Genomic DNA, 26,450 nt, shown 5'->3' on the forward strand with positions numbered 1-26,450 from the left:
GTCACCGCAGCCGCTCCAGCGCCACCAGGGCCGCGTCGTCGTCGAGGTCGCCGCGGACGTGGTGCAGGAGGTCACGGCGCAGCGCGGCCACCATCGCCTCCAGCGGCCGGCCCGCGTGCGCGTGGATCCGGGCGGCCAGGTCAGGGAAGCGGCCGAGGCGGTCGCGGGCCTCGATGAAGCCGTCGGTGTACAGCACGAGCCGGTCACCGGGGCCGAACGGCACGGTCTGGGCGGCGGGTTCCGCGGTCAGCAGATCGCCGAGCCCGAGCGGCGCCCCCGGGCGGTCCGGCTCGCAGGGGCGCACCTCGCCCGCCCGCACGAGGTACGGCTCGGGGTGGCCGCAGTGCACCAGGCGGGCCACGCGGTCGCCGGGCGGGAACTCCACCAGCAGCGCGGTCGCGAACCGCTCGGTGAACAGCGCGTCCCGGCCCCGGCCGGCGGGCCGTGCCGGGCCCGGATCCCCGTCCAGTGCGGCGATGTGCCGCCTCGCCCGGGCGTCCAGCAGCTCCGCCACCCGCGTCAACGACGCCTCGCCGTAGGCCAGTTCGCGGAACGCGCTGAGCAGCGTCGAGGTGGCGCCGACGGCCGGCAGCCCCTTGCCCCGTACGTCACCGATCAGGATCCGGGTGCCGTACGGTGTGCGCAGCGCCTCGTAGAAGTCGCCGCCCATCCGCGCCTCCGACTCGGCCGGCAGATACACCCCGGACAGGGCGAGCGAGCCGGCGCGGTGGGGGAGCGGATGCATCAGGGCGCGCTGCGCGGTCTCGGCGACGGAGCGGACCTGGCGCAGCTGCCGATCCCGGCGCTGCCGCAGCGCGCACGCGGCCAGCGAGGTGAGTCCGACCACGAACAGGCCGGCGAGCGTGACGTCCGCGTCCGGACGCCCGCAGCTCCCGGCCGCCCACTGGAGCAGCGCCGTGATCACGAGCGTGGCGCACGCCAGCGCCGCCGTCGCCCACCGGGGGAGCAGCGCGGCGGCCAGCACCGGAACGGCGGCCAGCACCGGAGCGATGTGCAGCCAGTCCGGGGTGAGCAGATCGGTGACGGTGACGATGGCCATGAACAGCACGGGAGCCGACACAAGGAGGGCGCGGGCCGGGACGCGTCGGTGCCACGCCGGCCCAGGGTCCCGGTGCCGGTGGGGTGCGGCGGCCGCGGTGGCGGTGTCCGGACGGGCGGTGGGGTGATCGGTGGCGTGAGGGGTCATCGTCGAGGGGTGGGTCGCAGCGGGTCGAGGATCCGGTGGGACCGGGCGGCGGGTGCGGGCGCCGGCTCCGACAGACAGCTCAGCGCCGACTCCAGGGGCCGCAGCAGACGCCGGTCCGCGGCGGCGCCGGGCGGGGGATCGCAGCCGGGGGCGCCGAGCCGGGTGAGGGCGTGCCGGGCGGCGGGCAGTGCGGGGTGCGGCCGTCCGCCCCGGCAGGAGTAGGCACACAGGGCCGTCGTGCGCAGCAGGTGCGCGTACGGCCGTGAGAAGCCGGAGTCGTCAGCCGGACCGGACTCCGTGTCCAGCAGCCGGCCGGTCGCGGTCACCTGCCCGGCCACACCGCCCAGCGTGCGCAGTACCCGGTGGTCCAGGTGCCGGCGGCGGCGCCGGGCGGTCGGCCGGGGGTTCCAGCGCATGCTCTCGTGCGCCTCGTCCACGGCGGTGCGGGCCCGGGTGAGCGCCGTGTCCAGATCGTTCTCCCAGGCCGGTCCGAGCACACTCCGGGGGCGCTCGTGCCGTACGACCGCGTCGGCCAGGCCGTCGAGATGCCGGGCGACCAGCAGCCGCAGGTCCTCCAGCGCCCGCTCGGCGGACCGTACGCGTACGACGGGGAAGAGCAGCGCGCCGCACGCCAGGCCGAAGCCGATGCCGAGCACCATCTCCGCGAGGTGGGTGATCAGCTCGTCGTGGTGGCGGCCGCGGATCAGGGCGAACGTGATGAGGGCGGTCATCGGGACGTGCAGGCCGTGGTGGCCGAGGAAGCCGTGCCGGGCCAGCAGCACGGAGACGAAGGCGACGAGTGCCAGGCCGGCCGTGCCGGGGCCGGCGTACAGCGCGCCGGGCACGGCGACGAGGACGCCGATCAGGCATCCGGCGGCGTACCGCGCGGCGGCGCCGACCGTCGCTGCCACGGTCGTCTCGACGACGAGCAGGGCCGCGACGGCGCCCGCGTAGGGGTCGGAGACGTGCAGGAGCAGGACGCAGGTCTGCCAGGTCAACCCGGCCGCCACGGTCGCCCGCGCCGCCTCGGCGCAGCCGGCCCGGCGCAGCCGGGATGTGAGAGCGGACAGCTGTGCGCTGTGCATGTCGGGCCGTCTTCCTTCCGCGAGCGAGTCCGTCGGGTCGGTCGAGCCGCCCAGGGTAATCAGACAAATAGGGCATATGCCAAATACGGGCCGTGTGACATGGGTGGTGCGGCCATGGTGGTTCAAACCTCAACAGGATGGGCGGCGCTTCTTCCTCTGTCGGGCCGGTTGAAGGGCCCGTGAACTGCGAGTCCGCAGCCGCGGGGGTGCTGCTGATGGGGGGAGCGGAGAGCGGTTGCGTGATCTGGACACGCGCATCGGCGGGCTGTCGAAGTCCTCGGGCGACAAGGACGGCCGCCCGGCCGAGGCCGCCGGACGGGCCGGCCGGAGCGGTGACGCGGGGGAGTACGCCTGCGGAGTCTCCCAGTACAAGGACGGCGACTTCGCGGCGGCCCGGAAACCCATGGAACAGTTCGTCGCGGACGACAAGAACGACGGCAACACCGCCCGCGCCATGAAGGTCGCCATAGCCGCCGAGGTCGCCCAGACACTCCCGGATGCCGGCAAGAAGCTGCCCACCACCGCCTCCGGCGGCAGCATCTCCGTCACGGTGAAGAACGACAGTCCGCACGTCATCACCGTCCTCTACGTCGGCCCCGTCACCGGCAGCTTCACCCTCAAGGCCTGTGGCAGCTGCACGTCGTACACCCTCGCCGACACGCTGCTGTCCGGCTTCAAGCCGTGCAACGACAGCGGCAAGGACGAGCCCGGCCTCGGACACCGCCGAGCTTCGGTCCGGCTACATCTGCACGGAGTGCGCCTACACCACGCGGACACCGGGGTCGAGTTACTGACCCGACCGCCTTTCCGGCCCTTCGTCCTCGGAGTGGAGAGAGCGGACGGCCTCGACGACCAACTGCGCCGTGGCCCCGGCGGCCAGGGCCTCGTCCCGGCGGCCCTGGTGGTCCGCCACGACAAGCGCTACCCGCTGTTCCGGGCCAAGGACGGCGTCGTCGACACCACCAAGGGGATGGGCTACGCCATGGTCCCGTTCGGCATCGGGATCGACTACCGGACCGTCTTCTCCCGCGTGGGCCACCGCACTTCTCACAAGCCGATGGTCGAACAGGACAACGCCCCGACCCCGGCCGACCCGGGCCAGTGCCTGCGACACGCGGCCATCGGCTACCGCGACCTGGCGGCGCTGCGCCGCTGACCCCGGTACGGCGACCGGCCTCCCCGGCGCGGCAGGGTGGGCACCCCGCCCCCAACTTGTCTGGTCAAGTTTGGTCGTGGTTCTTCCCTCCGACAGCGGCGGCCACTACTCATGTCCCGTTCGTCGTGCACAGTCAGGCCGTGAGACCACACTCCTCACGGCACCCTCACCAACGGGACGAGGTACCACGTATGCGACTGCGCTGGAGATCCCTCGGCGGGCCGCTCGCCCTCCTCGGCGCGCTGATCGTCTCCGCTCCCGCACCGGCCCAGGCGGCCGGGAGCAGCGGCAACCTCATCGTCAACGGCGATGCGGAGAGCGGTGGTTACTGCACAAGTGACTGGTCGGCCGCCACCACCATGCCCGGCTGGACGACCGAGGCCGGCGGCCCGGACGTCATGTGCCACTCCGTCGCCCCCTTCGGGCTGCCCAGCGACGGCAACACACCCGGCAAGGCCTTCTTCGGACCGGGCAACCTCGGCGACGGGGCGATGACACAGACCGTCGACGTCTCCTCGGCCGCCTCCGCCATCGACGCCGGCGGAGTGCACTACGACCTCTCCGGCTGGCTCGGCGGCTGGACCACCTACTCCGGCTATGTCGCGGTGAGCCTGCACTTCCACGACGCAGGAGGACACCGCCTCGGGGCCACCGCCGGGCTGCCGACCGTCTCCGCGACCGACCGGGGGCTCGCCACCAAGTTCCTCGCGCGCAGCACCACCGGCGCGGTACCGGCCGGCACCCGGTCCATCCAGGTCGAGGTGCAGTTCCTGTCGACGAGCAACGAGACCGGCTACCTCGACAACCTCTCCCTCACCCTGGACACCCCGGTCACCGCGCCCGCCCCGCTCGCGCCGCCCGTCTCCAAGGTCCCGGGCTACGACCACGTGTTCATGGTCATGATGGAGAACACCGACTACTCCGAGGTCATGAACGACCCCGCGGACACGCCGTACATGCACAGCCTCATGGCCCAGGGCGCCACGCTCACCGACCACCACGCCGTCTACCACCCGAGCGACGAGAACTACCTGGCCGTCGCCGGCGGCGACACCTACGCCAAGGGCGCCACGTACTTCCCGAACATCAACTCTCCCGAGCGCAACCTCGGCGACACCATCGAGGCGGCCGACAAGACCTGGAAGGCCTACGAGCAGGGCATGGGCACCCCTTGCAACACCAAGAACAACAACGACAGTTACTACGAGCCCGACGACGCGCCCTTCATCAACTACACCGACATCAGCGGCGATGCCACACGCTGCGCGGCCCACCTGTTCGACACCACGCAGCTCACCACCGATCTCAAGTCCGCGGCCACCACCCCGAACTTCTCCTGGATCGCCGCCGACGACTACTACGACGGCGAGGCCTCCGGCAACGGCAACGCCACCAGCCTGAAGACCCAGGACGGCTGGCTGAAACAGACCCTCGCCCCGGTCCTCGCCTCCCCGGCCTGGACGCAAGCGCGCTCGCTGCTCATCCTGACCTGGGACGAGAGCCAGAACGAGGCCTACGACCACGTGGCCACCACGGTCCTCGGGTCCCAGGGCACCGTCCCGGCCGGCACCAGCAGCCCGGCCCACTACGACCACTACGGCATCGCCCGCACCATCGAAGGCGCGCTCGGCCTGCCCGGTCTCACGGCCAACGACACCTACGCCACCCCGCTCGACGACGCCTTCGTGCCGTCCACCGCGACCACGCCGACGCTCACCGGCGGCCTGAACGCGGTCGCGAACGGCGGCAACGTCACCTTCCGCTACGCGGTGCCGTCGGCGGCGCAGGTGAACGCCAAGAACTGGGTCGGCGTCTACCCGGCGGGTGTCACCCCGGGCGGGCAGTCGTCGCGCACCTGGGCCTACGCCCCGAACGCCAGCGGCGCACTGACGTTCTCGACCGGCAAAATGGGCGGCGCGGGGACGTACGACGTGTACTACCTGGCCGATGACGGCTACTCGGTCCTGGCCGGACCGTTCACCGTGACCGTCGGCTGACGGCCCGCAGAGGGCCGACGCCCCGGCCGCGCCCGCAGCAGCCGGCGCACATGCGTCGTCAGCAGGCGCCGGCCGGGGTCGCCGAGGTCCGGCACGGGTGGGAAGCCGTGCAGTGCGCGCGGCCCGGCGAATTGTGCCGGGCCACAGCATGGAGGGAGCTGGTTCACGGCGCGCTGCAACGGCGGATACCGGCCGGTCACAGGCCCAGGGCGATGGCCGCGCGGGTCAGCTCGGCGGTGTTGGTGATGTTGAACTTGGCCCGGATGCGGCGCAGATAGGCATCCACGGTGTGCGTGGACAGGCCCATGTGGCGGGCCGTCTGGAGATAGGTGCGGCCGGCGGCGATGTGCCGCAGTGTCTCCCGCTCGCGCGGCGCCAGCGAGGGCTGGGGCGCGGTGGCGGCAGCGGACGCGGGAGCTTCGGAGTGCGGTGCGACGAGAGTGGCACTCATGAGGCTGACCTCCAGCGGAATGTTTTGGCCGATTAGGGCGATTTGCCCTTGTTCCTCCACGTTGCGCGCCGTACTTCATGAGCCTGTCCGCCGACTGTCACAGGAGTGTCACAGGGGTGGGTGAGCGGTTTGGCCGACGTCAGCGGCCGGACCCCGCCGCCGGCGGCTCGGGAGTGTCCCTGGCGAGCCCGGTCCGGTGGGCGTACAGGGCCGCCTGCACCCGGTTCTCCAGGGCCGGCCGGGTCGGGATCCGGTGGACCCGGCTCCTCGCCGTCGCCTTGCTCAGGCCCAGGTCCACTGCGATGCGCGCGTCGGACAGCCCGCGCCGACCAGCACCAGAACCTGCACCTCGCGCTCGGTGAGCCCGCCGTCGACCGGTGCCCCGGCGGGCGTCGGTGCCGTCGGCGGCAGCGCGGGCGGCAGCGCGGTGACGGTGTCGATGAGGCGCTGGATGGTGGCCTACGTCCGCGTGCGCGGCGTGCGGACCGTCTATGACCGCATCGGGGACACCTGCGCCTGGCTCTGCCTGGCCGCGTCGGCAGCGCTCACGGCCACCACCGTCGTCCGGCCCCGACGCCCGGCGCACCGCTGAGCTGCCGGGCGGCGGCCCGCGGACGGGCCCTGTGTCCACCCATGGGGCCCAATCCTCGCGCGGGTCGACCGGCCGGCGGCGTGTACGCGGGGTCCGGCGACGCCTCTCGCCTATCGTCGGCCGGACACCGACATCCGGAGTGATGATGGAAAAAACGGATGAATTGGTTGGTGTGGCCGAGGGCGTGACGGTCGCACCCGTCGATCCGCCCGTGCGCCGCGTCCGGTCGTGGCCGCACGGCGCCGCCCTGGCGATCGCGGCCGGAGCCGTCGCCGTACCGCTCCTCGCCGGCACCGAGTGGCTGGACCAGCCGGCCGTCCAGGCCTGGCGCACCGTCTGCCTCGCCATCACCGTCCAGGCGCTTCCCTTCCTGCTCCTGGGCACCGCCCTGTCCGGTGCCATCAACGCCTTCGTGCCGGCCGAACTGTTCACCAAGGTGCTGCCGAAGCGGCCCGCGCTCGCCGTGCCGGTGGCCGGGGTCGCGGGCGCCGTGCTGCCGGGCTGCGAGTGCGCTTCCGTCCCCGTCGCCAACAGCCTGATCCGGCGGGGCGTCACCCCGGCCGCGGCCTTCGCGTTCCTCCTCTCCGCGCCGGCCGTCAACCCCGTCGTGCTGACCGCCACTGCCGTCGCCTTCCCGGGCAACCCCGCGATGGTCGCCGCCCGGCTGCTCGCCTCCCTCGCCACCGCGGCGGTGATGGGCTGGCTGTGGCTCTGGCTGGGCCAGGAGAAGTGGCTGCGGCCCGTCCTGCGGCAACGGCACACCGGCCACCGGCACGGGGGCAGCCGCTGGAACGAGTTCCGGCTCGGCTTCCAGCACGACTTCCTGCACGCCGGCGGTTTCCTGGTGCTCGGCGCCATGGCCGCCGCCACCTTCAACGTCGCGGTGCCGCGCTCCGTCCTCGACACCTTCTCCGGCTCGCCCTGGCTGTCGGTGCTCTTCCTGGCCGGGCTCGCCGTGCTGCTGGCGGTCTGCTCGGAGGCGGACGCGTTCGTCGCCGCCTCGCTCGCCGGGTTCTCGCCGACCGCCCGGCTGGCCTTCATGGTGGTCGGCCCGATGGTCGACCTGAAGCTGATCGCGCTCCAGGCGGGCACCTTTGGGCGCGCCTTCGCCTGGCGGTTCTCCACGGCCACCACCGCCGTGGCGGTCGCCGCGAGCACCCTGATCGGAGGGGCGCTGCTGTGAGACGCCCGGTACAGACCCTGCTGCTGGCCCTGACCGGCACCGGCCTGCTGCACACGGCCCTGTTCACCGACATCTACCTGCGCTACGTCAAGGCCGGCCTGCGCCCGCTGCTCATCGTCTCCGGGATGGTCCTGCTGCTGCTCGGCGTGGCGTCGGTGGTGATCAGGGACGACAGGGACCGGCAGGGCCACGCCCACGACGCGCACGGGCACGAGCACGGCCATGACCAGGGCCAGGACCGCCACGGCCACGACCACTCCGGCGCACCGCGCATCGCCTGGCTGCTGTTCCTCCCCGCCCTCAGCCTGCTCTTCTACGCCCCACCCGCCCTGGGCGCGTACACCGCGGCACGTTCGAACGCCAAGCCGGCCACCGTGCAGAAGAAAGGATTCGCCCCGCTGCCCGCGACCTCACCCCTGCCCCTGACCCTCACGGACTTCACCAAGCGCGTCCAGCAGGACCGCAGCCTGGCCATCAAGCGCCGCGCCGTCCAGCTCACGGGCTTCGTCACCCCGGCCGAGGACGGCGACGGCTGGTACCTGACCCGCATCATCTTCACGTGCTGCGCAGCCGACTCGCAGACCGTCAAGATCCGCATGTACGGCGGCACCGAGGCACCCGCCGCGAACACCTGGCTCGCGGTGACCGGTACCTGGCATCCCCAGGGCGTGCTCGGCACGAGGACCGCGCAGGCGGCGCTCGACGTGCGGGACGCCCGGCCCATCGCCCAGCCGGTGAACGCCTACACGGACGACCTGCCGCTCACGCCCTCGTAGGTCCGACCGCGTCGGCGAGCAGCACGCCCGTGACCGTCGAGGACGTGGTCGACCGGGCGGACGGTGGGCAGGGCCTGGCGGGTGAAGACGATCCTCCCAGGGACACACTCCCAGCAGCCGCAGCGCGTCGACCCGGTCGAGGCCGACGCGCCGGTCGGTGGGGACGCTGTCACAGATCATGGCCGGCTTCTTCGCGGGTATGTGACTCTTCTCCTCGCGGATTCCGATGATCCGTACGCGCGGCGGCACACCATGAGCGGAGCGCGGAGCGACACCGCGGGGGATCGGTGCCGCTCCTGATGTCACTGTGTCCCCTCTCGTACGGTTCGGACCAGTGCCTTTCGGCCCTGGCTCAGGGGGGCCGGACGTCCCCGGCGCACCGCCCCCGCAACCCGGTGAAACGGTGCCTATGGTGATGAAGCGGACGGATCCGAGGGGGCCCGGTGTGAGCCCGTCGCGGGTGTCTTCGGCACTCACGCCGCCGCGATCCCGAATGAGGTGCACGATGGAGTGGTGGCACCCCGCGGCACGCCTGGCGCGGTGGAGAGGAGGCGGTGACGATGACCCGGACACCTCCCACGACAGTCACCCCGGTACGGCTGTGGCGATGGCGGCGCAATCCGCTACGCCGGCACAGCGACGTCGTCGAGGCCTGGATCGTCCTCGCGACCTGGGTGCTCGCCGTCCTGTGCGGGGCCGTCGCCGGTCTCGCGGCGGCCCATTCGGCCGACTCGACGTTCTCCGCGCGGCGGGCGGAGGTGCACGCGGTGCACGCCGTGCTCACCGACGACGCGGCGCGCACCTCCGTCACCGGGACCGGCTACGACGACGGGCGGGTCTGGGCGTCCGTGCGCTGGACGGACGCGCACGGCGTGGTCCACACCGACCGGGCGAAGGTCGTGCCCGGCGCCCCCGCCGGCTCCCAGGTCACGATCTGGACGAACAGCGCGGGCCGCATCGTGTCCGCGCCGGTCACCGGCGCCGCGGCGGACCTCCAGGCGGCCCTGACCGGCGCCCTCGTCGCCCCGTCGGCCGGCGCTGCGGTCTGGGTCGTGGGCTGGGGAGTCCGCACCCGGCTCATCCGGCGGCGTATGGCCGAGTGGGACGAGGAGTGGAAGCAGATAGGGCCGAGGTGGGGAAACCTCAGCGGAGGCCGTGGCTGACCGTCCGACACTGCCGCTGCCGGTGGTCCAGAAGACACGAGCCGCCTCCTCCCACCGGCCACGCGGTCCTCGGCCCCGGGACCCAGACCCAGGCAGCACCCGGCCCTCCCCGGGACCTAGGCAGGCACCCATGCCTTCCTTGACCTTGTGCGACGCCCCGTTCGCGGAATCGGTGCGGCACTCTGCGGCACTCGACCGTTCCCAGATCCACACGCCGACCGACCTGTCCCGGGCCGTGCACACGCCGACCGACCCGTCCCCGCGTCGACGTGGCACCCGTCTGTCCCGGGCCGTGCACGCGGCTTCCGCCCTTTCCTGAGCGTTGCGCGGCTCCCGCCCTTTCCCGGGCCGTGCAAGGCATCCGGCCTGCCCAGCTGTGCATGCGGCCCCCGCCCCCGCCCGGACCCTGCGCGGCACCGGCCTGTCGGGGCATATACGCGGCACCCGGCCCCCGGAACCCACGCGGCACCCGGTGCCTCCTCGATCCGCGCGGCACCTGCCCTCTCCACCCCGCCGCCCACGAGGTACCCGCGCTTCCCCCCGCCGCCCACGCGGCACCGGCGGTTGCCGAAAACGTCAGGGCGGGAAGGGCCACCCGCTTCTCGCGGATCCGGATTGCGCGGTGCACGGTTCCCGACCGCTTCTCCGCGTCTTTCTCGGTCCTTCCCGCCACTAACCAGCACACCACGGAAACCGCCGGTCCACCAGGGGCGAACGGCCCCGCCCTGCCGGTCCGGATCCGGGTGTGCCCATCACCCGAAAGGGGCGTTCCTGTACCGCGCGGGTCGCTGGGGCGCATGACCCGGCCCGGGAGGGTGAGACCTCTGGCATGGAGAATCCTGCTCAGGGACACCCGCTCCCGGCCCAGCGCCCCCCGTCCGAGCCCCGCATTGTCTTCACGGCGGACTTCACTTCCCCCCGCCAGTGGGTCGCGGGCCGTTCCTGGGCGTATCCCGGGGGCGGCCCGGTGAACCCGGGCGACGACAAACTGGACCACCTGGTGTCCGATCCCTCCTACTCCCGCTCCGGCGTCTTCAAGGCGACCCGGCGCCCGGACGGCGACTGGGACACCGGTCTGCTGACGACCGAGGGCAGCGAGGAGGCCTTCACGGTCCGGTCCGGGGACGTGCTGGAGGCCCGGGTACGGCTGCCCCGAGAGGTCGGAGCGTGGCCGGCGATCTGGACCTGGCGCGACGGCGGCCAGGAGATCGACGTCTTCGAGTACCACCCGGACCACCCGGACCTCCTGGAGTTCACCAACCACGTCCGCGGCACCGGGCACTGTGTCCGCGACCCCGCCGTCAGCCCCGGCGCCTGGGTCGACCTGCGCACCGAGTTCGGGGCCCGCTCCGTCGTATGGTCGGTGAACGGCGCCCGGGTCTTCGCCGACGGGCGGGGCGTGGGACACGACTGGCACGCCTGCCTCATCGTCAACCTCTCCGTCTCCGCGGGCCGTTACCACCCCGCCCCCGATCCGGAGACGACGCGGATGTCCTTCGAGGTGACCGGGCTCGTCGTACGCCGCCCGCATCCGGCCGACCGCACGCCGGTCAATTGATCATTCCCCGTTGATCAATACAACCCTTGGGTCCCTCCGCGTGTGCCCGAGCTCGCCGCACCGTGGCGCACGCGGACGAAAAGACCCCGATCCGGTGGTCTCGCGTCACCGACGGCCCCTCCCGGGCCGGGCGAGATGTACGACCAGGTCGTCACGGTCCAGCAGGCGCTCTGCGGGCTGCCCACGGCGATCGCGCTCGGCACCTCCGTTGCGGGCGCGGGCGAGCGCGCGCCCGGCCCGGAGCGCGCGCCCCTCGTGACACCGTCGGGCGCCCTCGTGGCCCACGGCGTGCCCCGGCGCCCGCACCCACCTGCCCGGGGATCCGCGCGCCCGCCCCGCTTCACCCGAACGGCGGAGTGCCCGGTCGGCAGCGCTCGGTAACTTACTGTGATCAGCGCTGGTCAACCTGTGCGGAGGCGCCGTCATGTCCACCCCGTCCACTGGCTCCCGCTCGCGCGCCCCGATCGAGGTCGGCCCGGGCGACGACCGCTACGAGGCGCTCCGCCGGGGCTTCAACCAGCGGTGGATCGCCTCTCCGGAGCACGTGGTGGTGGCCACGAGCACGGCCGACGTCGAGGCCGCCGTGAACGCGTGGCTGGACCGGCATCCGGGCACCGGGACACCGCCGCGCCGGATCACCGTCCGCTCCGGCGGCCACTGTTACGAGGACTTCGTCTGTGGCGACGACGTCGCGGTCATCATCGACGTCAGCGCCATGAACCGGGTCTCCTACGACCCCGAGATGGACGCGTATTGCGTCGAGGCCGGCGCGAGCAACTGGCACATCGCCACCCAGCTCTACCGCACCTACGGCCTCGCGGTGCCCGGCGGCTCCTGCTACTCCGTCGGAGCCGGCGGACACATCTCCGCGGGCGGATTCGGCCTGCTGTCCCGGCTGCACGGGCTCACCGTGGACCATCTGTACGCCGTGGAGGTCGTCACCGTACGCGACCGCACCCGCGCCGCCGTGACGGTCGCCCGCAAGGACTCCGCCGACCCCGCCGTACGCGACCTGTGGTGGGCGCACACCGGCGGCGGGGGCGGCAACTTCGGGGTGATCACCCGGTACTGGTTCCGCGACCTGCCCCGGCCGCCCGCCCAGGTGCTGCTGCGCACCGTCGCCTGGGAGTGGAAGCTGTTCGAGGAGAACCCGGAGCTGTTCCTCGGTCTGGTGCGCCGCTACGGCAGCTTCTTCGAGGGCGAACAGAGCGGCGGCGACTCGGACTTCCCGGGGCGGTACGACCACTGGGACATGTTCACGCTGCTCAAGCTGAACCACCGCAAAGCCGGCAAGGTCGGCCTGATCGTGCAGCTGGACGCGACACGCGCCGACTCCGTGCACCGCCTGGAGACGTTCCTGGACTACCTCGCCCCGGAACCGGACTATCCGCGCCACCCCCTGGACCTGCGCATGGGCGAGCATCCGGCGCTTGGGGAGCTGTACATCCCGACCCGGCTGCCCTGGCTGACGGCCACACAGAACCTCAACGAGTCCGGCCCGAGCCGCTGCGGAAAATACAAGTCCGCCTACCACACGGCCGGCTTCACCGAGGACCAACTGGCCACCATCTACGACTACTTGACCGACCCGGAGTACAGCAACGACCAGGCGCTGCTCCAGGTCGACTCCTACGGCGGCCGGATCAACGACCTCCCCGCGGACGCCACCGCCGTACCGCAGCGCTCCTCGGTGCTGAAGCTCCAGTTCCAGACGTACTGGACCTGGAACAGGGACGCCAACTTCGACGGTGTCTACGACTTCCAGGACGCGCGCGACGACCCGGGCATCGCCGCGCCCCACCTCGACTGGATCCGACGTTTCTACCGCGAGATGTACGCGGCCACCGACGGCGTCCCGGCCGTCCTCCCGCCCGGCGGGGCCGAGGCACCGGAACAGAACACCGACGGCTGCTACATCGGCTACTGCGACGCCGACCTCAGCGACCCCGAGTTCAACCCGCCCGAGGCCGAGCAGCCCTGGTACCGCCTCTACTACAAGGACAACTACGACAGGCTCCAGCGCACCAAGGCCCACTGGGATCCCCGCGACGTCTTCCGCCACCGGCAGTCCGTCCGCCTTCCGGGGACGGGGGCACACCCATAGGGGCCGGCTCAGAGCGGGGTCGCCGCGCGGAGCAGAAGAAGGAGCGTCAGGGCCGAGTCGGCCGAGAACATCGCGGAGAGGGCGGCTCCGCCGGCCGCGGTCCACAGGGCCAGGCCCGCGGTCGTGAAGACGGACGGCCAGGAGCGTGCGTGCGGCGCCGGGGCCAGCAGCGCGGCGACCCGGCGGGGGAGGGGACCGGGGGCGGCCAGGGCGGCGAGCGTCGGCGCGGTGACGGGGCGGGAGACGAGTGCCGCGGTGCCGATCGCGCGGGCGACGGCCTTGCGGCTGCCGACCGCCTGGGCCGCCTCCTCGTCCGCCCACCGCTCCGCCGTGTAGGCGACCGCCGTCCGCAGCGGGCGCAGGAACGGATTGGCGCAGGCGGCGAGTTGGACGAGCAGCAGGTGCCGGTGATGTTGGGCGGTGAGGTGGGCGCGCTCATGGGCGAAGAGCGCGCGACGCTCGCGGGAGGCGAGGCACCCGAGCATGCCCGCGGACACCACGATCCGGTCGCGCGGCCCGCCCGGCAGCGCGTAGGCGTACGGCCGGTCGTCGGGCAGTACCGCGACCTGTGTGTCCGGCAGCCCCCAGAGCGCGGCGTGGGCTCGCCGCCGTACCCGGCAATGGCGCAGCAGGGCCCGGCCGCAGGCGGCGAGGACCGCGAGCAGCGCCGGGATCGCGGCCTTGCCCGCGACCTCGTGCCGGGGCACGCTCTCCCGCACCTCGGGGTCCGACCAGCCGTCGGGGAGAGGATTGCCGGGCAGCTGGGCCGTGCCGACCACCATCAGCAGTGCCAGACACACCGTGCTGCACAGCGCCATGACCGTGGACACCCAGGTCAGCAGGGTGGTCGCGGTGTGCGGGTGGAGGCGCTGCTCGGCCAGGCGGGCGACCGGCCAGGCCGTCAGCGGCAGCACCAGGGGGAGGAGGACGAAGATTCCCATGCGCGCTCGGCCTTGTCCTCAGTCCTCGTCGGTGGCCTGGTCCAGCAGTTCGCGCAGCACTTGTTCGTCACCCTCGGGCAGTGCGGTGATGAAGCTGGCCAGCACCGCGCGCCGGTCCTGTTCGCCGTCGAGGACCTTGCGCATCTTCAGCGCGGCCAGCCCGGCCTCGTCCGCGGCGGGCAGCCACAGGAACGACCGCCCCTCACGCCGGCGCGTCACGGCGCCCTTCGCCAGCAGCCGGGCCAGGACCGTCATCACGGTCGTGTAGGCGAGGTCGGCGGCCAGATGATCCTGCACCCAGCCTGCGGTCACCGGGCCCCCGGCCTCGTGCAGTGCCGCGAGCACCTGTGTCTCCAGCGCGCCCTGCGCCCTGCGCCGACGGCGCGGATCGAGGTCCGTCACCCGCGTCTCCCTTCGCTCGCGTCTCTCGCCTCGACTCCTCGTGCCGGGGGAACGTCACATCGTACAGATCCGGCAGTCACGGAGGTGTCGTACCGGCGCCTTGATTCTACAGTGATGTAGATTCAAGGCATTCCGGGAGGCGGAGCCGTCCGACCGTGTGCGTGGAGGGACGAAACGTGGGTGTTCTGCTGTCCGGGCGCCGATCCTCACGGGCCGGGTCAGTCGCGGGAGTTGCCGAACAGGATGCGGTAACCGATGAGCAGCACCAGGGAACCGCCGATCGCCGCGCCCCAGGTGTAGAGGTCGAAGAAGTGCTTCTCCACCGGGCGGTCGAGGAAGCGGGCGGAGAGCCAGCCGCCGATGAAGGCGCCCGCGATGCCGATGACGGTGGTGCCGATGAGGCCGCCCGGGTCGCGGCCCGGTAGCAGCACCTTGGCGATGGCCCCGGCGGCCAGGCCGAGGATGATCCAGCCGATGATGCCCACGGTGTTGTCCTCCAGTCGGTAGCGTGTTCGGGCCAGACTAGGGGCGGTTGACGTGATCGCCCGGCACGCGCCGGCCTCTGGTGATGTCCCGTCGAGGTTCTGCTACATGATTAAGACATTGCGCAACTGGGGAACCGGAAGGGCTCCGGTGGCGTTGATCGTGATGGACGCGGGAAGCGTGAGCGGCTGCGGAGGACGTGGATGAGTGTGTCCCTGACCAAGGGCGGCAATGTGTCGCTGAGCAAACAGGCCCCCGGCCTGACTGCTGTGACGGTCGGGCTGGGCTGGCAGGCGAACACCGGGTACGAGCTGGACGCCAGCGCGTTGCTCTGTGACGGGTCCGGTCAGGTGCTGTCCGACGAGCACTTCGTCTTCTTCAACAACCTGACCAGCCCCGATGGTTCGGTCCGCCATGGCGGCGCGGGCGGGCCGGCCGGCGGTGACGACCAGCGGATCCAGGTCGACCTGACCCGGGTCCCGGCCCAGGCGGAGAAGATCGTCTTCCTCGTGTCCCTCTACGAGGCCGCGAGCCGGGGCCAGGCCTTCGGGCAGGTGCACCGGGCGCACATCCGCGTCCTCGACCGGGACGGCGACACCGAACTCGCCCGCTACGACCTCGCGTCCGGCGGTCTGTCGGCCGAGACCGCGCTGGTCTTCGGCGAGCTGTACCGGCACGGCGCGGAATGGAAGTTCCGCGCGGTCGGCCAGGGTTACGCCTCGGGCCTGGCCGGCATCGCCGGCGACTACGGCGTGACGGTGCTCCAGGAGGCATCCCCGAGCGCCGCACCCGCCCCGGCGCCGGGCCCGGCCCCGCTCGCCGCACCGCCGGCGAGCGCGGCAGCGCCCGTGCCGCCCGCCCCGTCCAAGCCGCTGGTCGCCGCCTCGCCGGCCCCGGCGTTCACCGCATCACCACAAACCACCGGGAGTTCCACCGTGACCTGCTTCTTCGACCCCAACCACGGCCCGGGCACGACGACCGTGACCTGGTCCCCGCAGTGGGGCGTGCCCCGGCCCGTACAGACCTGCGGCGGCTGCGCCCAGCGCGTGCAGACCACGGTCCCGCCCTTCTACACCCCGCCCCAGCAGGGCTACCCGCAGCCCGTGTCGCAGGGCTATCCCCAGCAGGGCTATCCCCAGGGCTACCCCCAGCAGGGCTACGGCGAGCCGTACGGCGATCACCACGACCACCAGCAGCAGGGCGGTGGCCGCCGCTTCGGCGCCGGTGCGCTGATCGGCGCCGGCGCGGCCGGTCTCATCGGCGGCGCGCTGCTCAACGAGGCGTTCGACGACGATGAGCCGGAGGTCGTGGTGAACAACTACTACGAGGACTGATCCGTCCCCGCCGACTCCACGCGGGTGGGTATTTGATGCCGATTTATTCCGGCACAAGCCCCACCTGGAAGCGCACCTGACACCGTTCTTAATCGGGGGGCGTACACTCCGCCTCCCGTACCGTCCCAGGTCGCACGGCGGTTCCAAGTGGTGCCTCGCCTGTGAATCGAGTGTGTATCTGTGCTGTTCGGGCCACAGGTTTGCTAGATTGCGCAACTACGCAAGCGAGGTGGAGCGATACCGCTTCACCTGCCCTTACGCCGCCGCGCGGTCCCGGCCGTAACACCCCACGGCAGGGACTGACGGGCCCGACCGTTCATGGGAGTGGGAGATGAGCGACCCGTGGGACGGGCCCTCCGGGCAGGCCACGCGGAGCCGTAGTGCACGGGTGGTGCCCGCGCAGCGGGCGTCCGAGTCCGACGGGGGCCGCGCCCAGGGCGGCAGGGCCGCGGCCCGGGCGGCGGCCCGCTCGCACGGCGCCCGGCGCGGACGCCGGGCCCGCCCGGTGGGGCGCGGCAAGAAGGCGCTGAAGATCTTCGGCATCGGCATGTCAACCCTGATCGTGGTCACGGCCGGTGCGGGCTGGTGGTTCTACGAGCACCTGAACGGCAACATCCACAGCGTCTCGCTCGACGGCAAGGGCGGCACCGAGAAGGCCGACGCCTTCGGCCGTACCCCGATCAACATCCTGGTCATGGGCTCGGACGGCCGTACCAGCCAGGAGGACTGCAAGCTCGGCGGCGGCTGTTCCCACACCGGTGTGCAGACCGGCAGCAACGCGGATGTGGAGATGGTGCTGCACATATCCGCGGACCGCTCCAACGCCACCGTGATGAGCATCCCGCGCGACACCATGACCAAGGTGCCCGCCTGCACGGACAGCGAGAGTCACCAGTCCACGAACGGCTACTACGGCCAGATCAACAGCGCGCTGCAGTACGGCCCCGCCTGTCAGGTGGCCACCGTCCACCAGCTCACCGGCATCCCGATCGATCACTTCGTCAAGCTCGACTTCTCCGGCGTCGTGAAGATGTCCGACGCGGTCGGCGGTGTCTCCGTGTGTGTCAACGACGACGTCTACGACACCTACTCGCACCTGAAGCTGTCCAAGGGCACCCACACCCTCAAGGGCGTCGCGGCCCTGGAGTTCGTCCGCTCCCGGCACGGCTTCGGCGACGGCAGCGACCTCGGCCGTACGACGACGCAGCACATCTTCCTCAGCTCGCTGATCCGCAAGTTCAAGAGCGCGGGCACGCTCACCGACCCCACCGCCGTCTACGACCTCGCCGACGCCGCGACCAAGGCGCTGACCGTGGACGACGGCCTGGGCACCGTGAAGAAGCTGATCGGTCTCGCATCGGACGTGAACAAGGTGCCCACCAAACGCATGACCTTCACGACGATGCAGACGGCCCCCGACCCGAACAACAAGGACCGCCTCGTCGTGGGCCCCGGTGCGCAGACCCTGTTCTCCACCATCGCCAACGACCAGTCGCTGACGACCGGTTCGGGCGGGAAGTCCGCGGCGGCCTCCGCCACCGCCAAGCCCACCACCCCGGCCGTGCCCGCGTCGCAGATCGCCGTGACGGTGGGGAACGGCACCACGGTCACCGGCCGGGCCTCGGACATCGCGACCGCCTTGACCGACCAGGGGTTCGGTTCCGCCACGGTCACGCGCTACGCCCCGGCCTCCGCGACGACCACGCTGACCTACGGCGCCGGCCAGAAGGGGGAGGCGCAGACGGTCGCCAAGGCGCTCGGTCTGTCCTCCGCGCATCTGAAGCAGGGCACCGGAACCGGCCTGACCCTGGTGATCGGCGCCGACTGGCCGAGCGGCACCAGCTTCCCGGGCGGCACGTCCGCGCCCGCGCCGGCGGACACTCACGCGGCCGTCTCCAACGCCCATGCCTCCACCGCCGACGAGGCCAAGACCTGCGCCAAGGTCAGCCAGTACAAGACGGTCAGTGTCAACGGCATCGCGATGACACCGTCCCAGGCGTACGCGGCGGCACGCAGCCAGCCCGACTCCGACAGCTGACCGGCCGGGAGCCGGGCCCCGAGGAACGACGACATGGCTCAGCCGGCCGCCACCCCCGTCGCCGGGGGTGGGCCGGCCGGCTCGGCCTTGTCCAGGGTGCCGGTCAGGGACTGGCGATGTCGAAGCCGTACCGCAGGGGCTCGCTGGTCACGTGGTAGTCCCGGCGGTACACGTACACGGCCTCCGCGCGAACCCCGTCCGCGGAGGCGGCCTCCACCTTGCAGGGGCACGTCACCTGGATCACCCGCGGCCGGCCGGAGACCTTCATCCGTGTCCCGTCCGCCGGCCCGCCCGCGAGTACGGCGGTCTCCCAACCCGTCACTTCGGTAGTCTCCACGGCGACAGTTTACGGCTTGCGCAAGTTTTGATCCCGTGAATCCGATCACTGGCGCCGTCAGCCCACCCGGCCGGACATGGCGAAGCCGACGGGCCTGCCCCCCGACGGTCACTTCGTGTCGGCTCCGGTCGTCCGCAATGCCCTGACGGCACGACCTACGCCGGACGCTGGGAGGCCGCCGCGGTGGGTTCCAGGTCGGCCAGCGTGAGCGGGTGGGCCGGCGGGTCGGGCAGGGCGATGCGGGCTGTGGTGTGCAGGTCGGGGCCGACGTGGAGCAGTTCGCCGGGGTCCATGAGCCGCCACAGCGGGTTGTCGTCCATGGGCTCGCTGGCCACCACGACGGAGGGGAGCACGCTCAGCCGTGCCGAGCGGACACGCAGATGGCCGTTCCGTCCGGCGTGGTCCAGGTGCCGCGAGCCGTGATGGCCGCCGGGCGGGCGCCGCAGGACGTACAGCTCGTGCGTGGCGGGGTAGCGCAGGGCCCACAATTCGTCGTCGGTGGCGAGGATGACGTTGAGGGCGAACAGGGGAAGGTGCCCGGCGACCCAGCGCGCCGCGGACACCAGCCCGGCGGACACATCGCCGCCGTGCGCCGCGGTCTCCCGGGTCACCAGGGCGAAGAAGCGCTCGGAGTCGGTGTCGCCGCGCACCAGCGACCGGTCATCGCCCAGATGCCGGTCGAGCTGGTCGAGCCCCTCGATCACCCCGTTGTGTGCGAACAACCGCCCCTGCTGGGCGAAGGGGTGTGTGTTGCGCACGTCCAGGCCTCCGGTCGAGGCATAGCGGATATGGGCGAGGAAGGTGGCCGACTCGACCTCCCGGGCCTCCTCGGCGAAGGACCGGTCCTCGTACGCGGCGATCGGCGCCTTGTGCACCTCCGGTGTCCCGTCCGCGTCGAAGAATCCCAGCCCGGTGCCGTCGGGTTCGCGACGGCTCTGCGCGCTGAGACTGTCGGGGGCGTCCAGCAGCCAGAACGTGGCGTGCGTGCGGTGGGGAGAGCTGATCAGTCCGAACAGTCGGCACACGGCATCCTCCTTGGCGCCCCTTGTCCCGGGCCTGACGCCGGGACCCGTCACCGTACGGCCGGGCGACCATGGTCCCGCGTGCCGGGCGTTCGCGCACTCGGCGCGGCGGACGAGTTACCGGGTGCCGGCGGCATCCACTCCCGCGCGCTCGTCGGCACGGGGCCTCAACCGGCCGTGCGCAGCACCGAGTCGAGCGCCTCGGCGATCCTCGGGTGGGCGAAGACGAACCCCGCCTTGTGCAGGGCACCGGGGACGGCCCGGGCGCTGCAGGTGATGGTCCCCGCGAACTCGCCCAGCGCCGCGCGCAGGGCGACGGCGGGGACGGCCGCGAACGCCGGGCGGTGCAGCGCGCGGCCGAGGGCCCGGGTCACCTCGCGGTTGGTCAGCGGCTCGGGGGCCGTGAAGTTGACGGGACCGGACAACTCCTCCGTGTCGAGGGCGAAGCGCAGCGCGGCGACGTGGTCCGTCAGCGAGATGAAGGGCCAGTACTGCTCGCCGGAGCCGAGCCGGCCGCCCAGGCCGAGGCGGAAGAGCGGGAAGAGACGGCCGAATGCCCCGCCCTTGGCCGAGACCACCAGACCGGTGCGCGGGTGGACGACACGGACGCCCATCTGCCGCGCCGGATCGGCGGCCGCCTCCCAGTCGACGCACACGGAGGCCAGAAAGTCCTCCCCGGCCGGCTCGCTCTCGTCGACGACGCGCTCGCCGGTGTCGCCGTAGAAGCCGGTCGCCGACGCGGACACCAGGACGCGCGGCGGGGCGGCGGAATCGGCCACGGCGCCCGCGATGGTCCCGGTGCCGAGCACCCGGCTGTCGTGGATCTCCCGCTTGTAGGCCGCCGTCCACCGCCTGTCCCCGACTCCGGCGCCGGCGAGGTGGACGACGGCGTCGGCGCCGTCCAGCGCACCGGGCTGGACCCACCCCGCGACCGGGTCCCAGTGGGCGGTCTCGCTGCCGTCCGCAGGGGCGGTGGCGGACCGGTCACGGACGAGGCGGACGACCTGGTGGCCGTCCGCCAGCAGCGACCGGGTGAGTGCGGAGCCGATGAGTCCGGTGGACCCGGTGATCGCGACGCGCATGGCGTCCTCCCGAGGAGGCGTGAGCTGTTCTCGTGATCCAAATTTGAATCACGAGGGACGATACACCGGGTGCTTGTAGTTTCAAGTAAAGGGATGCTGTGCGGGGCGGCGTGAGGCCACGTGTGCGTCCCAGGGGCGTGCGAACTCATCGGGGGCCGGACCGGTACGGCACGGGCCTGGGCAGCCGAAGCCGTCCGGGTGCCCGCTGGACGAGGTCCGAGGCGGCCGGCTCCCAGGTGGGATACGCGAAGCGGAACCCCGCCTCCCGCAGCCGGCCCGGTGTCACCCGGCGGCTCTTGAGGAGCAGTTCGGTGTCCGAGCGCAGCGCGAACGCGCCCAGTTCCGCCATCCAGCGCGTCGCGGGCAGCCCGAACGGGACGCCCCAGGCCGCCCGCAGGGTCCGCATGAAGTCCCGGTGCGGGAGCGGGCCGGGGGCGGCGAGGTTCACCGGGCCGTCGAGATCGTCCCGGTCGATCAGGAACTCCACCGCGCGGACGAAGTCCTCGTCGTGGATCCAGGAGACGTACTGCGCACCGCCCGCGACGGGCCCGCCGAGCCCCAGCCGGGCCAGGCCGAGCAGCACGTCGAAGACGCCGCCCCGGTCGGGGCTCATCACCATCGCCGAGCGCAGCGCGACCTTCCGGGTCGCCGGCGTCGGCGCCTCGCGCTGCGCCCGCTCCCACTTCCGCGCGATCTCGACGCTGTGGCGCCAGTGGTCCGGCACCCCGGTCTCCGTGCCGCCGAACACACCGGCCGCCTCGTCGTTGGCCGCGTCGAAGCGATGGGCGTAGATCGTCGCGGTGCTCATCTGCAGCCAGACCCGCGGGGGCCGTACGGCCGTGGCGATCGCCTCGCCGACCACCCGCGCGGAGTCCACCCGGGAGTCCATCATGGCCCGCAGGTTCTCAGGGGTGTACCGGCAGGAGACGCTGCGGCCCGCCAGGTTGATCACGACGTCGCAGCCGTCGATCGCCCTGGCCCACGGACCGAGCGTGACCCCGTCCCAGCCGATCTGGCGCTCGCGTTCCGGATGCCTGGTCAGCACCGTGACCTCGTGACCGGCCGCCGTCAGCGCGCGGTCCAGGATCGTGCCGACCTGTCCGGTTCCCCCGGGCAGAACCACCTTCATCGCTCCCCCTCCGTTCGTGTCGGACCCAGCGTAGCCTCGATTTGAACGTGTTCAAAAGAAGGCGTGGCGCGAGTGGCCTGCAGCGCCGGCCGCGTCGCATAGGCTGACCTGCGAGACGGCCGCCGCGAGTCGCCTCGACGTGGAGAGGAGAAGCCCGTGGACACCGTCGGGGAGAGTCTGGACCGGGCGCTGGAAGGGGCGTTCACCCGTCCCGTCCCCAAGTCCGCGCAAGCCCGGATGAAGTACCTGGTACGGCAGCTCAAGGGCACCCGGCAGGCCGCCGAGCTGCTGGGTGTCTCGCAGCGCACCGTGGAGCGGTACGTGGTCGGCACGCTCAAGCACCCGCGCAAGGACCTCGCCGCGCGGCTGGAGCACGAGGTGCGGCAGCGCTGGCAGCCGCAGGTTCGGGCGCGGGCCAGGGACCGGGCCGCCACGGCAGAGGGCATCGTCGTCTCGGCGCGCGCCCGGTTCGGCTTCACCGCGGCACCGGGAACCACGGACGACGCCCGGCTGCGCCACATCACCCAGGCACTGCCACCCCGCTGGGCCGAGCGTCTCTTCGCCGCCCGCGACCAGGGCGCCACCGAGTCCCAGCTGCAGCGGATCGCCGCCGAGGGGCTGGGCGAGATGTACTTCCGCGACGCCGGCCGCCGCGCCCAGGGACTGCTGGTGGAGTTCACCGACGTCGAGGACATCGACATCTCCCTGTGAGCGGCGGCCGTGCGCGCGGCTGGACCGCCGGCCGTGTCGACGACCCGGCCGCGCACCCGCACCTCTGCGCGCGCGGTGTACAGGCTGGGCGATTCGGGCGACCACAGAGACGGCCGGGCCACCGTGAGGTCGAGCGCGGCGACGGCGGTGGCACCGGGGGCGACGGTCCCCGCCGGTGCCCGGCCCTCGGCCACGGTACGGCCGTGCGGGTCGAGGACCGCGGCCCGTACCGTCGCCTCGGCGGGCGCGGCGCCGAGGTTGGCCACCGACACGTCCAGAGGCGCGACCGAGCGGTCCGTGCCGACCTCGGGTGTCGTGACGTGGACGCCCCACAGGGGGATGCGCACGGGGCCCGTCACGGTCAGCCAGGTGTGCCGGTGGATGCCCGATCCCGAGTACCAGCGGCTGTTCTGGCCGCTGTTGTCGACCCGCACGGCCAGTACATTGCAGCCGTCGGCGGCCAGGTGCGGGGTGAGGTCGTGGGCGAAGGAGGTGTAGCCGTAGGGGTGGAAACCGAGGTGGACGCCGTTGAGCCAGACGTCGGCGTTCTGGTGGACGCCGTCGAAGCGCAGTTCCACGTGCTGCTCGGCGGCGCCGGCCGGTACCGGGAGCCGGACGTGCTTGCGGTACCAGCCGACGCCCCCGACCGTGTACCCGGTCGAGCCCCGTTCTGGCTGCGCCGGGTGTCGAACGGGCCGATCTCCTGCGGAGCCTGCGGCGCACCCGGGTCCGGATCCTTCAGCACCAGCAGAGAGGGATCGCTCGCGGCGCCGCCGTCGGTGGACGTGGCGTACGGGAGGTCCTCGATGCTCCCGTCGTGCGGGAGGTCGAGGGGCCGCCAGGACGAGTCGTCGTACGCCGGAGACCGAGCGCCGTCGGCGTCCCCGCGCAGGAACAGCCGGCCCTCGTCGAAGGACCGCTCGCGCGGCCCGCCGCCGGGGGTGGCGGCGGCGGACGTGGCGGCCTCCGGTTCGAGGGCGACCGTGCCCGCCACCGCCGCGCCGAACGCGAGCGCCTGCCGCCGGGTGACACCCCGGCCGTCTGTCCCGTCACCGTCTCTCCTGCTGGGCAAAGGAATGCGGACAGGTGTGCCGCGGGCTCGGCTAGGCGCCGGCCAGGGCCGTGACCTCGGCCGCGGTCAGAGTCTTGCCGTAGACCCGGAAGTCGTCGACCGTCGCCTTCAGATACGGGTCCGGGTACTGCGACCGGCCGATGTAGTTGGCCCGGATGTGATTGCCGAAGTCGCGGGGCTCGACGGAGACGGCCGTGTTGCGGCCCACTTCGCGGCCGTCGGCGTACAGCACGGCCGTCCCGTCGCCGTAGGTGACGGCCACATGGACCCAGCGGTCCGTCGGCAGCGGGCCGGCGTCGATGCGCTGCTCCGCGCCGCCGCCGCTCGTGGTGATCGCGTAGCGCAGGGTTCCCGCGTCGCTGAGCGGGGTGAGGAACATGTTGGCGCTCACGCCGGTGCCGAAGTCGAAGATCCGGCTCCAGGTGGCCGGTTGCCCGGCGAGGTTGACCCAGGTGGCGACCGAGTAGGCGGAGGCGCCCGCCAGCAGGTCGTCGGCGAGGGCGACATGGCCGTCCGTGCCGTCCAGGGCGACGGCGTCCGCGAGGTGTCCCTGCGTCCAGGAGGCTCCGCCGGTCAGGGTCGCCGTCTTCCCGTTCCCGGTGGCGTCGGCGGCCGTCGTGCCGGACGTCTCGTCGAAACGGTGCCAGGCGGCGAACGCCGGTGGTGGGGACGGGGGTCGGCCGGTCAGCCAGTAGACGTTGTAGTACTGGTGGTGGACCCGGGCGATGGGCAGCAGCGTCACCGTCTCGTCGTCGGCCGTCGCCGTGAACCGCAGGGGGTCGGCCGACGTCTGCCGGATGGTGCCGGGGTTCAGCCGGGGCATCGAGCGGCTCTGCGTGGTGCCGTACGCCCCGGCCAGCACCACCGGACCGTGCAGGACGGCCTGGACGTCCGGGTCGTCGGGGGTGGCCTCGACGGTCGTCCGCATCGGCAGGGTGACCTCGACCTGGTCGCCGGTCTTCCAGACGCGGTCGAGGCTCTGCCAACTACCTGCCGCCAGGCGGCTCTTGACCGTACGGCCGTTCAGTCTGACGCTCGCTCCGGAGGCCCAGGCCGGGATGCGTACCAGCAGCTCGTGCCGCGCGCTTCCGGCGGTGACGGTGAGGACGGTCGAGGCGGAGTCGGGCAGCCGGGTGGTCTGCCGCCAGGTGATGCCCTGCTCCTGCCAGTGCACCTCCGAGGGGATGAACAGGTTGACCAGCAGCCGCTGTCCGTCGTGCGTGTAGATCGTGTCCGCGAACTTCGCCTGGGTCTCCATGCCGGTGCCGTGATCGCAGGAGAAGTTGTCGTAGTCGGTCGAGTACGCGTTGGGATCCGTCCCCATGAACGACGGCTGTTGCTTGAATGAACCCGGGCCGAGGCCCGTGTAGTAGATGTTGAAGCCGTGCGCCGAGTCCGGGTCCTGCTCGCCGAGCATCTGGTTGAACAGGGTGCGTTCGTAGTAGTCGAGCAGGTCGGTGCGGTCCGGGTTCTCGAAGTGCAGCAGCCGGGTCAGCTTGAGCATGTTGTAGCTGTTGCAGTTCTCGCAGGTACCGTTGGACAACTGCCCCGCGACGACGTCCGGTTCGTGGAAGGCCTCGCCGTTGCTGTTGCCGCCGATGACGTACGAGTGGTGATCGGTGACGATCTGCCAGAAGTTCTGGGCGATGGTGCGGTACCGGTCGGTCAGGCCCTCCTGCCACAGCCGCATCGCGCCGACCATCTTCGGGATCTGGGTGTTGGCGTGCAGCCCCGCGAGCTGGTCCTGGCCGGCGGCCAGGGGGTCGAAGACCCGGGCGTGGGTGAAGCGTTCGGCGACGTCCAGCCAGACGGCGTCCCCGGTGATCGTGTGCAGATCGGCGAGGACGTCGTTCATCCCGCCGAACTCGGTCTCCAGCACCTGCTGCATCTGCGCGTAACTCAGCTTGCCGGTCCGGCTGTCGACCCACTGCGCGAGGTGCAGCACCACGTCGAGGGCCTGACTGTTCCCGGCCAGCCGGTACTGCTCGACCAAGCCCGACATGATCTTGTGGATCGTGTAGTACGGCGCCCAGACGCCCGTTCCGGCCTCCAGCCGGTCGAAGAAGCTCTCCGGGAACGCCGACAGATACCCCTTGCCGTAACCGGCCGACGGTGACGCGGCCTGGCAGGCGGCCAGCGCAGCGACGAGGCTGCGGCCCTTGTCGCGCAGCGCGGTGTCGCCCGTGTTCGCGTAGGCGAGGGCGAGACCGGAGAGCAGATGCCCGGTGGAGTGCCCGCGCAGCTCGACGCTCGGCGCCTCCCAGCCGCCGCAGGACTGGGCGGTGCTGGGCAGGCCGACGTTCCGCCGGAAGGTGTGCAGCAGCCGGTCGATGTCGACGAAACGCAAGTAGGCGGTGTTGCGACGCTGGTTGTCCTGGAACGGCCCGGCCAGCAGGGTCACCGCGGTGAGCGGGAAGGGCTGTACCTGGGCGGCCTGCCGGCGCGGCGCTCCGGTCCGGTGGGGTGCCGCGTGGGCGGCGACGGCGTCGGTCACCGTCAGGGCCGCCGCGGTGGCGCCGGCCGCGGTCAGGAAGGAGCGTCTGCCGAGGGGTGGGGTCACGAAGTCCTCCGCATGTCGGTGGCGTGCGGCGGGGAGTCCCGGTCCCCGCCCCACTGGCACGTCGTTC

The 26,450-nt window shown here is 72.2% G+C and carries 22 protein-coding genes and 2 pseudogenes; 11 read left to right on the forward strand and 13 right to left on the reverse strand.

The window, feature by feature from the left end; genetic code table 11:
* Position 1 precedes the first annotated feature (1 nt).
* Positions 2–1,207 (reverse strand): PP2C family protein-serine/threonine phosphatase, encoded by a 1,206-nt coding sequence (locus tag O1G22_RS38795; RefSeq protein ID WP_270085596.1) that lies wholly within the window; start codon positions 1,205–1,207, stop codon positions 2–4.
* Positions 1,204–2,292: an FUSC family protein gene (locus tag O1G22_RS38800; RefSeq protein ID WP_270085597.1), complete on the reverse strand. Its 1,089-nt coding sequence runs from the start codon at positions 2,290–2,292 to the stop codon at positions 1,204–1,206. Before O1G22_RS38800 ends, O1G22_RS38795 begins: the two co-directional genes overlap by 4 nt.
* Positions 2,293–2,527: 235 nt before the next feature.
* Here O1G22_RS38800 and O1G22_RS38805 point away from each other — a divergent pair, with 235 nt between their 5' ends.
* Positions 2,528–3,448 carry a hypothetical protein gene (locus tag O1G22_RS38805; RefSeq protein WP_270085598.1) on the forward strand — a complete coding sequence of 307 codons (921 nt, stop codon included), beginning with the start codon at positions 2,528–2,530 and terminating at the stop codon, positions 3,446–3,448.
* 191 nt (positions 3,449–3,639) lie between these two features.
* Positions 3,640–5,445: an alkaline phosphatase family protein gene (locus O1G22_RS38810; RefSeq protein WP_270085599.1), complete on the forward strand. Its 1,806-nt coding sequence runs from the start codon at positions 3,640–3,642 to the stop codon at positions 5,443–5,445.
* A 196-nt stretch (positions 5,446–5,641) separates the two neighbouring features.
* Here the strand turns inward: O1G22_RS38810 and O1G22_RS38815 are convergent, their stop codons facing one another.
* Complete coding sequence (locus tag O1G22_RS38815; protein WP_270085600.1) at positions 5,642–5,896, reverse strand: response regulator transcription factor; 255 nt, start codon at positions 5,894–5,896, stop codon at positions 5,642–5,644.
* Between the two features lie 358 nt (positions 5,897–6,254).
* On the opposite strand from O1G22_RS38815, the gene O1G22_RS38820 reads away from it, so the two are divergent.
* The 3 genes from O1G22_RS38820 to O1G22_RS38830 all read left to right on the forward strand — a co-directional run bounded on the left by O1G22_RS38820 (position 6,255) and on the right by O1G22_RS38830 (position 8,447).
* The gene (locus tag O1G22_RS38820; protein WP_270085601.1) at positions 6,255–6,488 is read left to right on the forward strand and encodes a hypothetical protein; all 234 of its coding nucleotides are present in this window, start codon (positions 6,255–6,257) and stop codon (positions 6,486–6,488) included.
* A 145-nt stretch (positions 6,489–6,633) separates the two neighbouring features.
* Positions 6,634–7,671 (forward strand): permease, encoded by a 1,038-nt coding sequence (locus tag O1G22_RS38825; RefSeq protein WP_270086654.1) that lies wholly within the window; start codon positions 6,634–6,636, stop codon positions 7,669–7,671.
* Positions 7,668–8,447: a TIGR03943 family putative permease subunit gene (locus O1G22_RS38830; RefSeq protein ID WP_270085602.1), complete on the forward strand. Its 780-nt coding sequence runs from the start codon at positions 7,668–7,670 to the stop codon at positions 8,445–8,447. Before O1G22_RS38825 ends, O1G22_RS38830 begins: the two co-directional genes overlap by 4 nt.
* Before the next feature lie 32 nt (positions 8,448–8,479).
* On the opposite strand, the pseudogene O1G22_RS38835 reads toward O1G22_RS38830, so the two are convergent.
* Positions 8,480–8,627 (reverse strand): annotated as a pseudogene (locus tag O1G22_RS38835) (pyridoxamine 5'-phosphate oxidase family protein); the annotation flags it as partial.
* A 380-nt stretch (positions 8,628–9,007) separates the two neighbouring features.
* Here O1G22_RS38835 and O1G22_RS38840 point away from each other — a divergent pair.
* The 3 genes from O1G22_RS38840 (at position 9,008) to O1G22_RS38850 (ending at position 13,272) form a co-directional block, all read left to right on the forward strand.
* Positions 9,008–9,610 (forward strand): Rv1733c family protein, encoded by a 603-nt coding sequence (locus O1G22_RS38840; protein WP_225094823.1) that lies wholly within the window; start codon positions 9,008–9,010, stop codon positions 9,608–9,610.
* 829 nt (positions 9,611–10,439) lie between these two features.
* Complete coding sequence (locus O1G22_RS38845; protein ID WP_270085603.1) at positions 10,440–11,168, forward strand: LamG domain-containing protein; 729 nt, start codon at positions 10,440–10,442, stop codon at positions 11,166–11,168.
* A 424-nt stretch (positions 11,169–11,592) separates the two neighbouring features.
* Positions 11,593–13,272 (forward strand): FAD-binding oxidoreductase, encoded by a 1,680-nt coding sequence (locus O1G22_RS38850; RefSeq protein WP_270085604.1) that lies wholly within the window; start codon positions 11,593–11,595, stop codon positions 13,270–13,272.
* Positions 13,273–13,280: 8 nt separating this feature from the next.
* Here the strand turns inward: O1G22_RS38850 and O1G22_RS38855 are convergent, their stop codons facing one another.
* The 3 genes from O1G22_RS38855 to O1G22_RS38865 form a co-directional block, all read right to left on the reverse strand.
* On the reverse strand, positions 13,281–14,213 hold the full coding sequence (locus tag O1G22_RS38855; RefSeq protein WP_270085605.1) for a M56 family metallopeptidase: 933 nt from the start codon (positions 14,211–14,213) through the stop codon (positions 13,281–13,283).
* 18 nt (positions 14,214–14,231) lie between these two features.
* Entirely contained in the window at positions 14,232–14,615 is a 384-nt protein-coding gene (locus O1G22_RS38860) for a BlaI/MecI/CopY family transcriptional regulator (RefSeq protein ID WP_270085606.1), read from the reverse strand.
* Between the two features lie 218 nt (positions 14,616–14,833).
* A complete protein-coding gene (locus tag O1G22_RS38865) occupies positions 14,834–15,100 on the reverse strand; it encodes a GlsB/YeaQ/YmgE family stress response membrane protein (RefSeq protein WP_067050267.1) in 267 nt (88 codons plus the stop codon).
* A gap of 201 nt (positions 15,101–15,301) precedes the next feature.
* Between O1G22_RS38865 and O1G22_RS38870 the strand changes: the two genes are divergently transcribed.
* Together O1G22_RS38870 and O1G22_RS38875 are read left to right on the forward strand one after the other, a co-directional pair.
* A complete protein-coding gene (locus O1G22_RS38870) occupies positions 15,302–16,432 on the forward strand; it encodes a TerD family protein (RefSeq protein ID WP_270085607.1) in 1,131 nt (376 codons plus the stop codon).
* 331 nt (positions 16,433–16,763) lie between these two features.
* A complete protein-coding gene (locus tag O1G22_RS38875; protein ID WP_270085608.1) occupies positions 16,764–18,470 on the forward strand; it encodes an LCP family protein in 1,707 nt (568 codons plus the stop codon).
* A 103-nt stretch (positions 18,471–18,573) separates the two neighbouring features.
* Here O1G22_RS38875 and O1G22_RS38880 read toward each other — a convergent pair whose 3' ends face one another.
* The 4 genes from O1G22_RS38880 to O1G22_RS38895 form a co-directional block, all read right to left on the reverse strand.
* Positions 18,574–18,807: a hypothetical protein gene (locus O1G22_RS38880; RefSeq protein WP_270085609.1), complete on the reverse strand. Its 234-nt coding sequence runs from the start codon at positions 18,805–18,807 to the stop codon at positions 18,574–18,576.
* A gap of 155 nt (positions 18,808–18,962) precedes the next feature.
* Entirely contained in the window at positions 18,963–19,832 is an 870-nt protein-coding gene (locus O1G22_RS38885) for a class II glutamine amidotransferase (protein ID WP_270085610.1), read from the reverse strand.
* A 164-nt stretch (positions 19,833–19,996) separates the two neighbouring features.
* Complete coding sequence (locus O1G22_RS38890; protein WP_270085611.1) at positions 19,997–20,911, reverse strand: TIGR01777 family oxidoreductase; 915 nt, start codon at positions 20,909–20,911, stop codon at positions 19,997–19,999.
* Between the two features lie 145 nt (positions 20,912–21,056).
* On the reverse strand, positions 21,057–22,040 hold the full coding sequence (locus tag O1G22_RS38895; protein ID WP_270085612.1) for a TIGR01777 family oxidoreductase: 984 nt from the start codon (positions 22,038–22,040) through the stop codon (positions 21,057–21,059).
* A gap of 156 nt (positions 22,041–22,196) precedes the next feature.
* On the opposite strand from O1G22_RS38895, the gene tpg reads away from it, so the two are divergent.
* Positions 22,197–22,751, forward strand: coding sequence for a telomere-protecting terminal protein Tpg (gene tpg / locus O1G22_RS38900; RefSeq protein ID WP_270085613.1), 555 nt, complete (start codon positions 22,197–22,199; stop codon positions 22,749–22,751).
* A gap of 92 nt (positions 22,752–22,843) precedes the next feature.
* Here tpg and O1G22_RS38905 read toward each other — a convergent pair.
* Positions 22,844–23,593, reverse strand: a pseudogene (locus O1G22_RS38905) (sugar-binding domain-containing protein); the annotation flags it as partial.
* Between the two features lie 261 nt (positions 23,594–23,854).
* Positions 23,855–26,383: a glycoside hydrolase family 127 protein gene (locus O1G22_RS38910; protein WP_270085614.1), complete on the reverse strand. Its 2,529-nt coding sequence runs from the start codon at positions 26,381–26,383 to the stop codon at positions 23,855–23,857.
* Between the last annotated feature and the right edge of the window lie 67 nt (positions 26,384–26,450).

It is taken from the genome of Streptomyces camelliae, assembly GCF_027625935.1.
GTDB lineage: Bacteria > Actinomycetota > Actinomycetes > Streptomycetales > Streptomycetaceae > Streptomyces > Streptomyces camelliae.

Excerpts from the sequence above, each read along its gene's own strand:
- O1G22_RS38895 (WP_270085612.1), bottom strand. The coding sequence starts at position 22,040 with ATGAAGGTGGTTCTGCCCGGGGGAACCGGACAGGTCGGCACGATCCTG.
- O1G22_RS38840 (WP_225094823.1), top strand. The coding sequence starts at position 9,008 with ATGACCCGGACACCTCCCACGACAGTCACCCCGGTACGGCTGTGGCGA.
- O1G22_RS38875 (WP_270085608.1), top strand. The coding sequence starts at position 16,764 with ATGAGCGACCCGTGGGACGGGCCCTCCGGGCAGGCCACGCGGAGCCGT.
- O1G22_RS38850 (WP_270085604.1), top strand. The coding sequence starts at position 11,593 with ATGTCCACCCCGTCCACTGGCTCCCGCTCGCGCGCCCCGATCGAGGTC.
- O1G22_RS38890 (WP_270085611.1), bottom strand. The coding sequence starts at position 20,911 with ATGCGCGTCGCGATCACCGGGTCCACCGGACTCATCGGCTCCGCACTC.
- O1G22_RS38795 (WP_270085596.1), bottom strand. The coding sequence starts at position 1,207 with ATGACCCCTCACGCCACCGATCACCCCACCGCCCGTCCGGACACCGCC.
- O1G22_RS38870 (WP_270085607.1), top strand. The coding sequence starts at position 15,302 with ATGAGTGTGTCCCTGACCAAGGGCGGCAATGTGTCGCTGAGCAAACAG.
- O1G22_RS38855 (WP_270085605.1), bottom strand. The coding sequence starts at position 14,213 with ATGGGAATCTTCGTCCTCCTCCCCCTGGTGCTGCCGCTGACGGCCTGG.
- O1G22_RS38825 (WP_270086654.1), top strand. The coding sequence starts at position 6,634 with ATGGAAAAAACGGATGAATTGGTTGGTGTGGCCGAGGGCGTGACGGTC.
- O1G22_RS38815 (WP_270085600.1), bottom strand. The coding sequence starts at position 5,896 with ATGAGTGCCACTCTCGTCGCACCGCACTCCGAAGCTCCCGCGTCCGCT.
- O1G22_RS38800 (WP_270085597.1), bottom strand. The coding sequence starts at position 2,292 with ATGCACAGCGCACAGCTGTCCGCTCTCACATCCCGGCTGCGCCGGGCC.
- O1G22_RS38845 (WP_270085603.1), top strand. The coding sequence starts at position 10,440 with ATGGAGAATCCTGCTCAGGGACACCCGCTCCCGGCCCAGCGCCCCCCG.
- O1G22_RS38810 (WP_270085599.1), top strand. The coding sequence starts at position 3,640 with ATGCGACTGCGCTGGAGATCCCTCGGCGGGCCGCTCGCCCTCCTCGGC.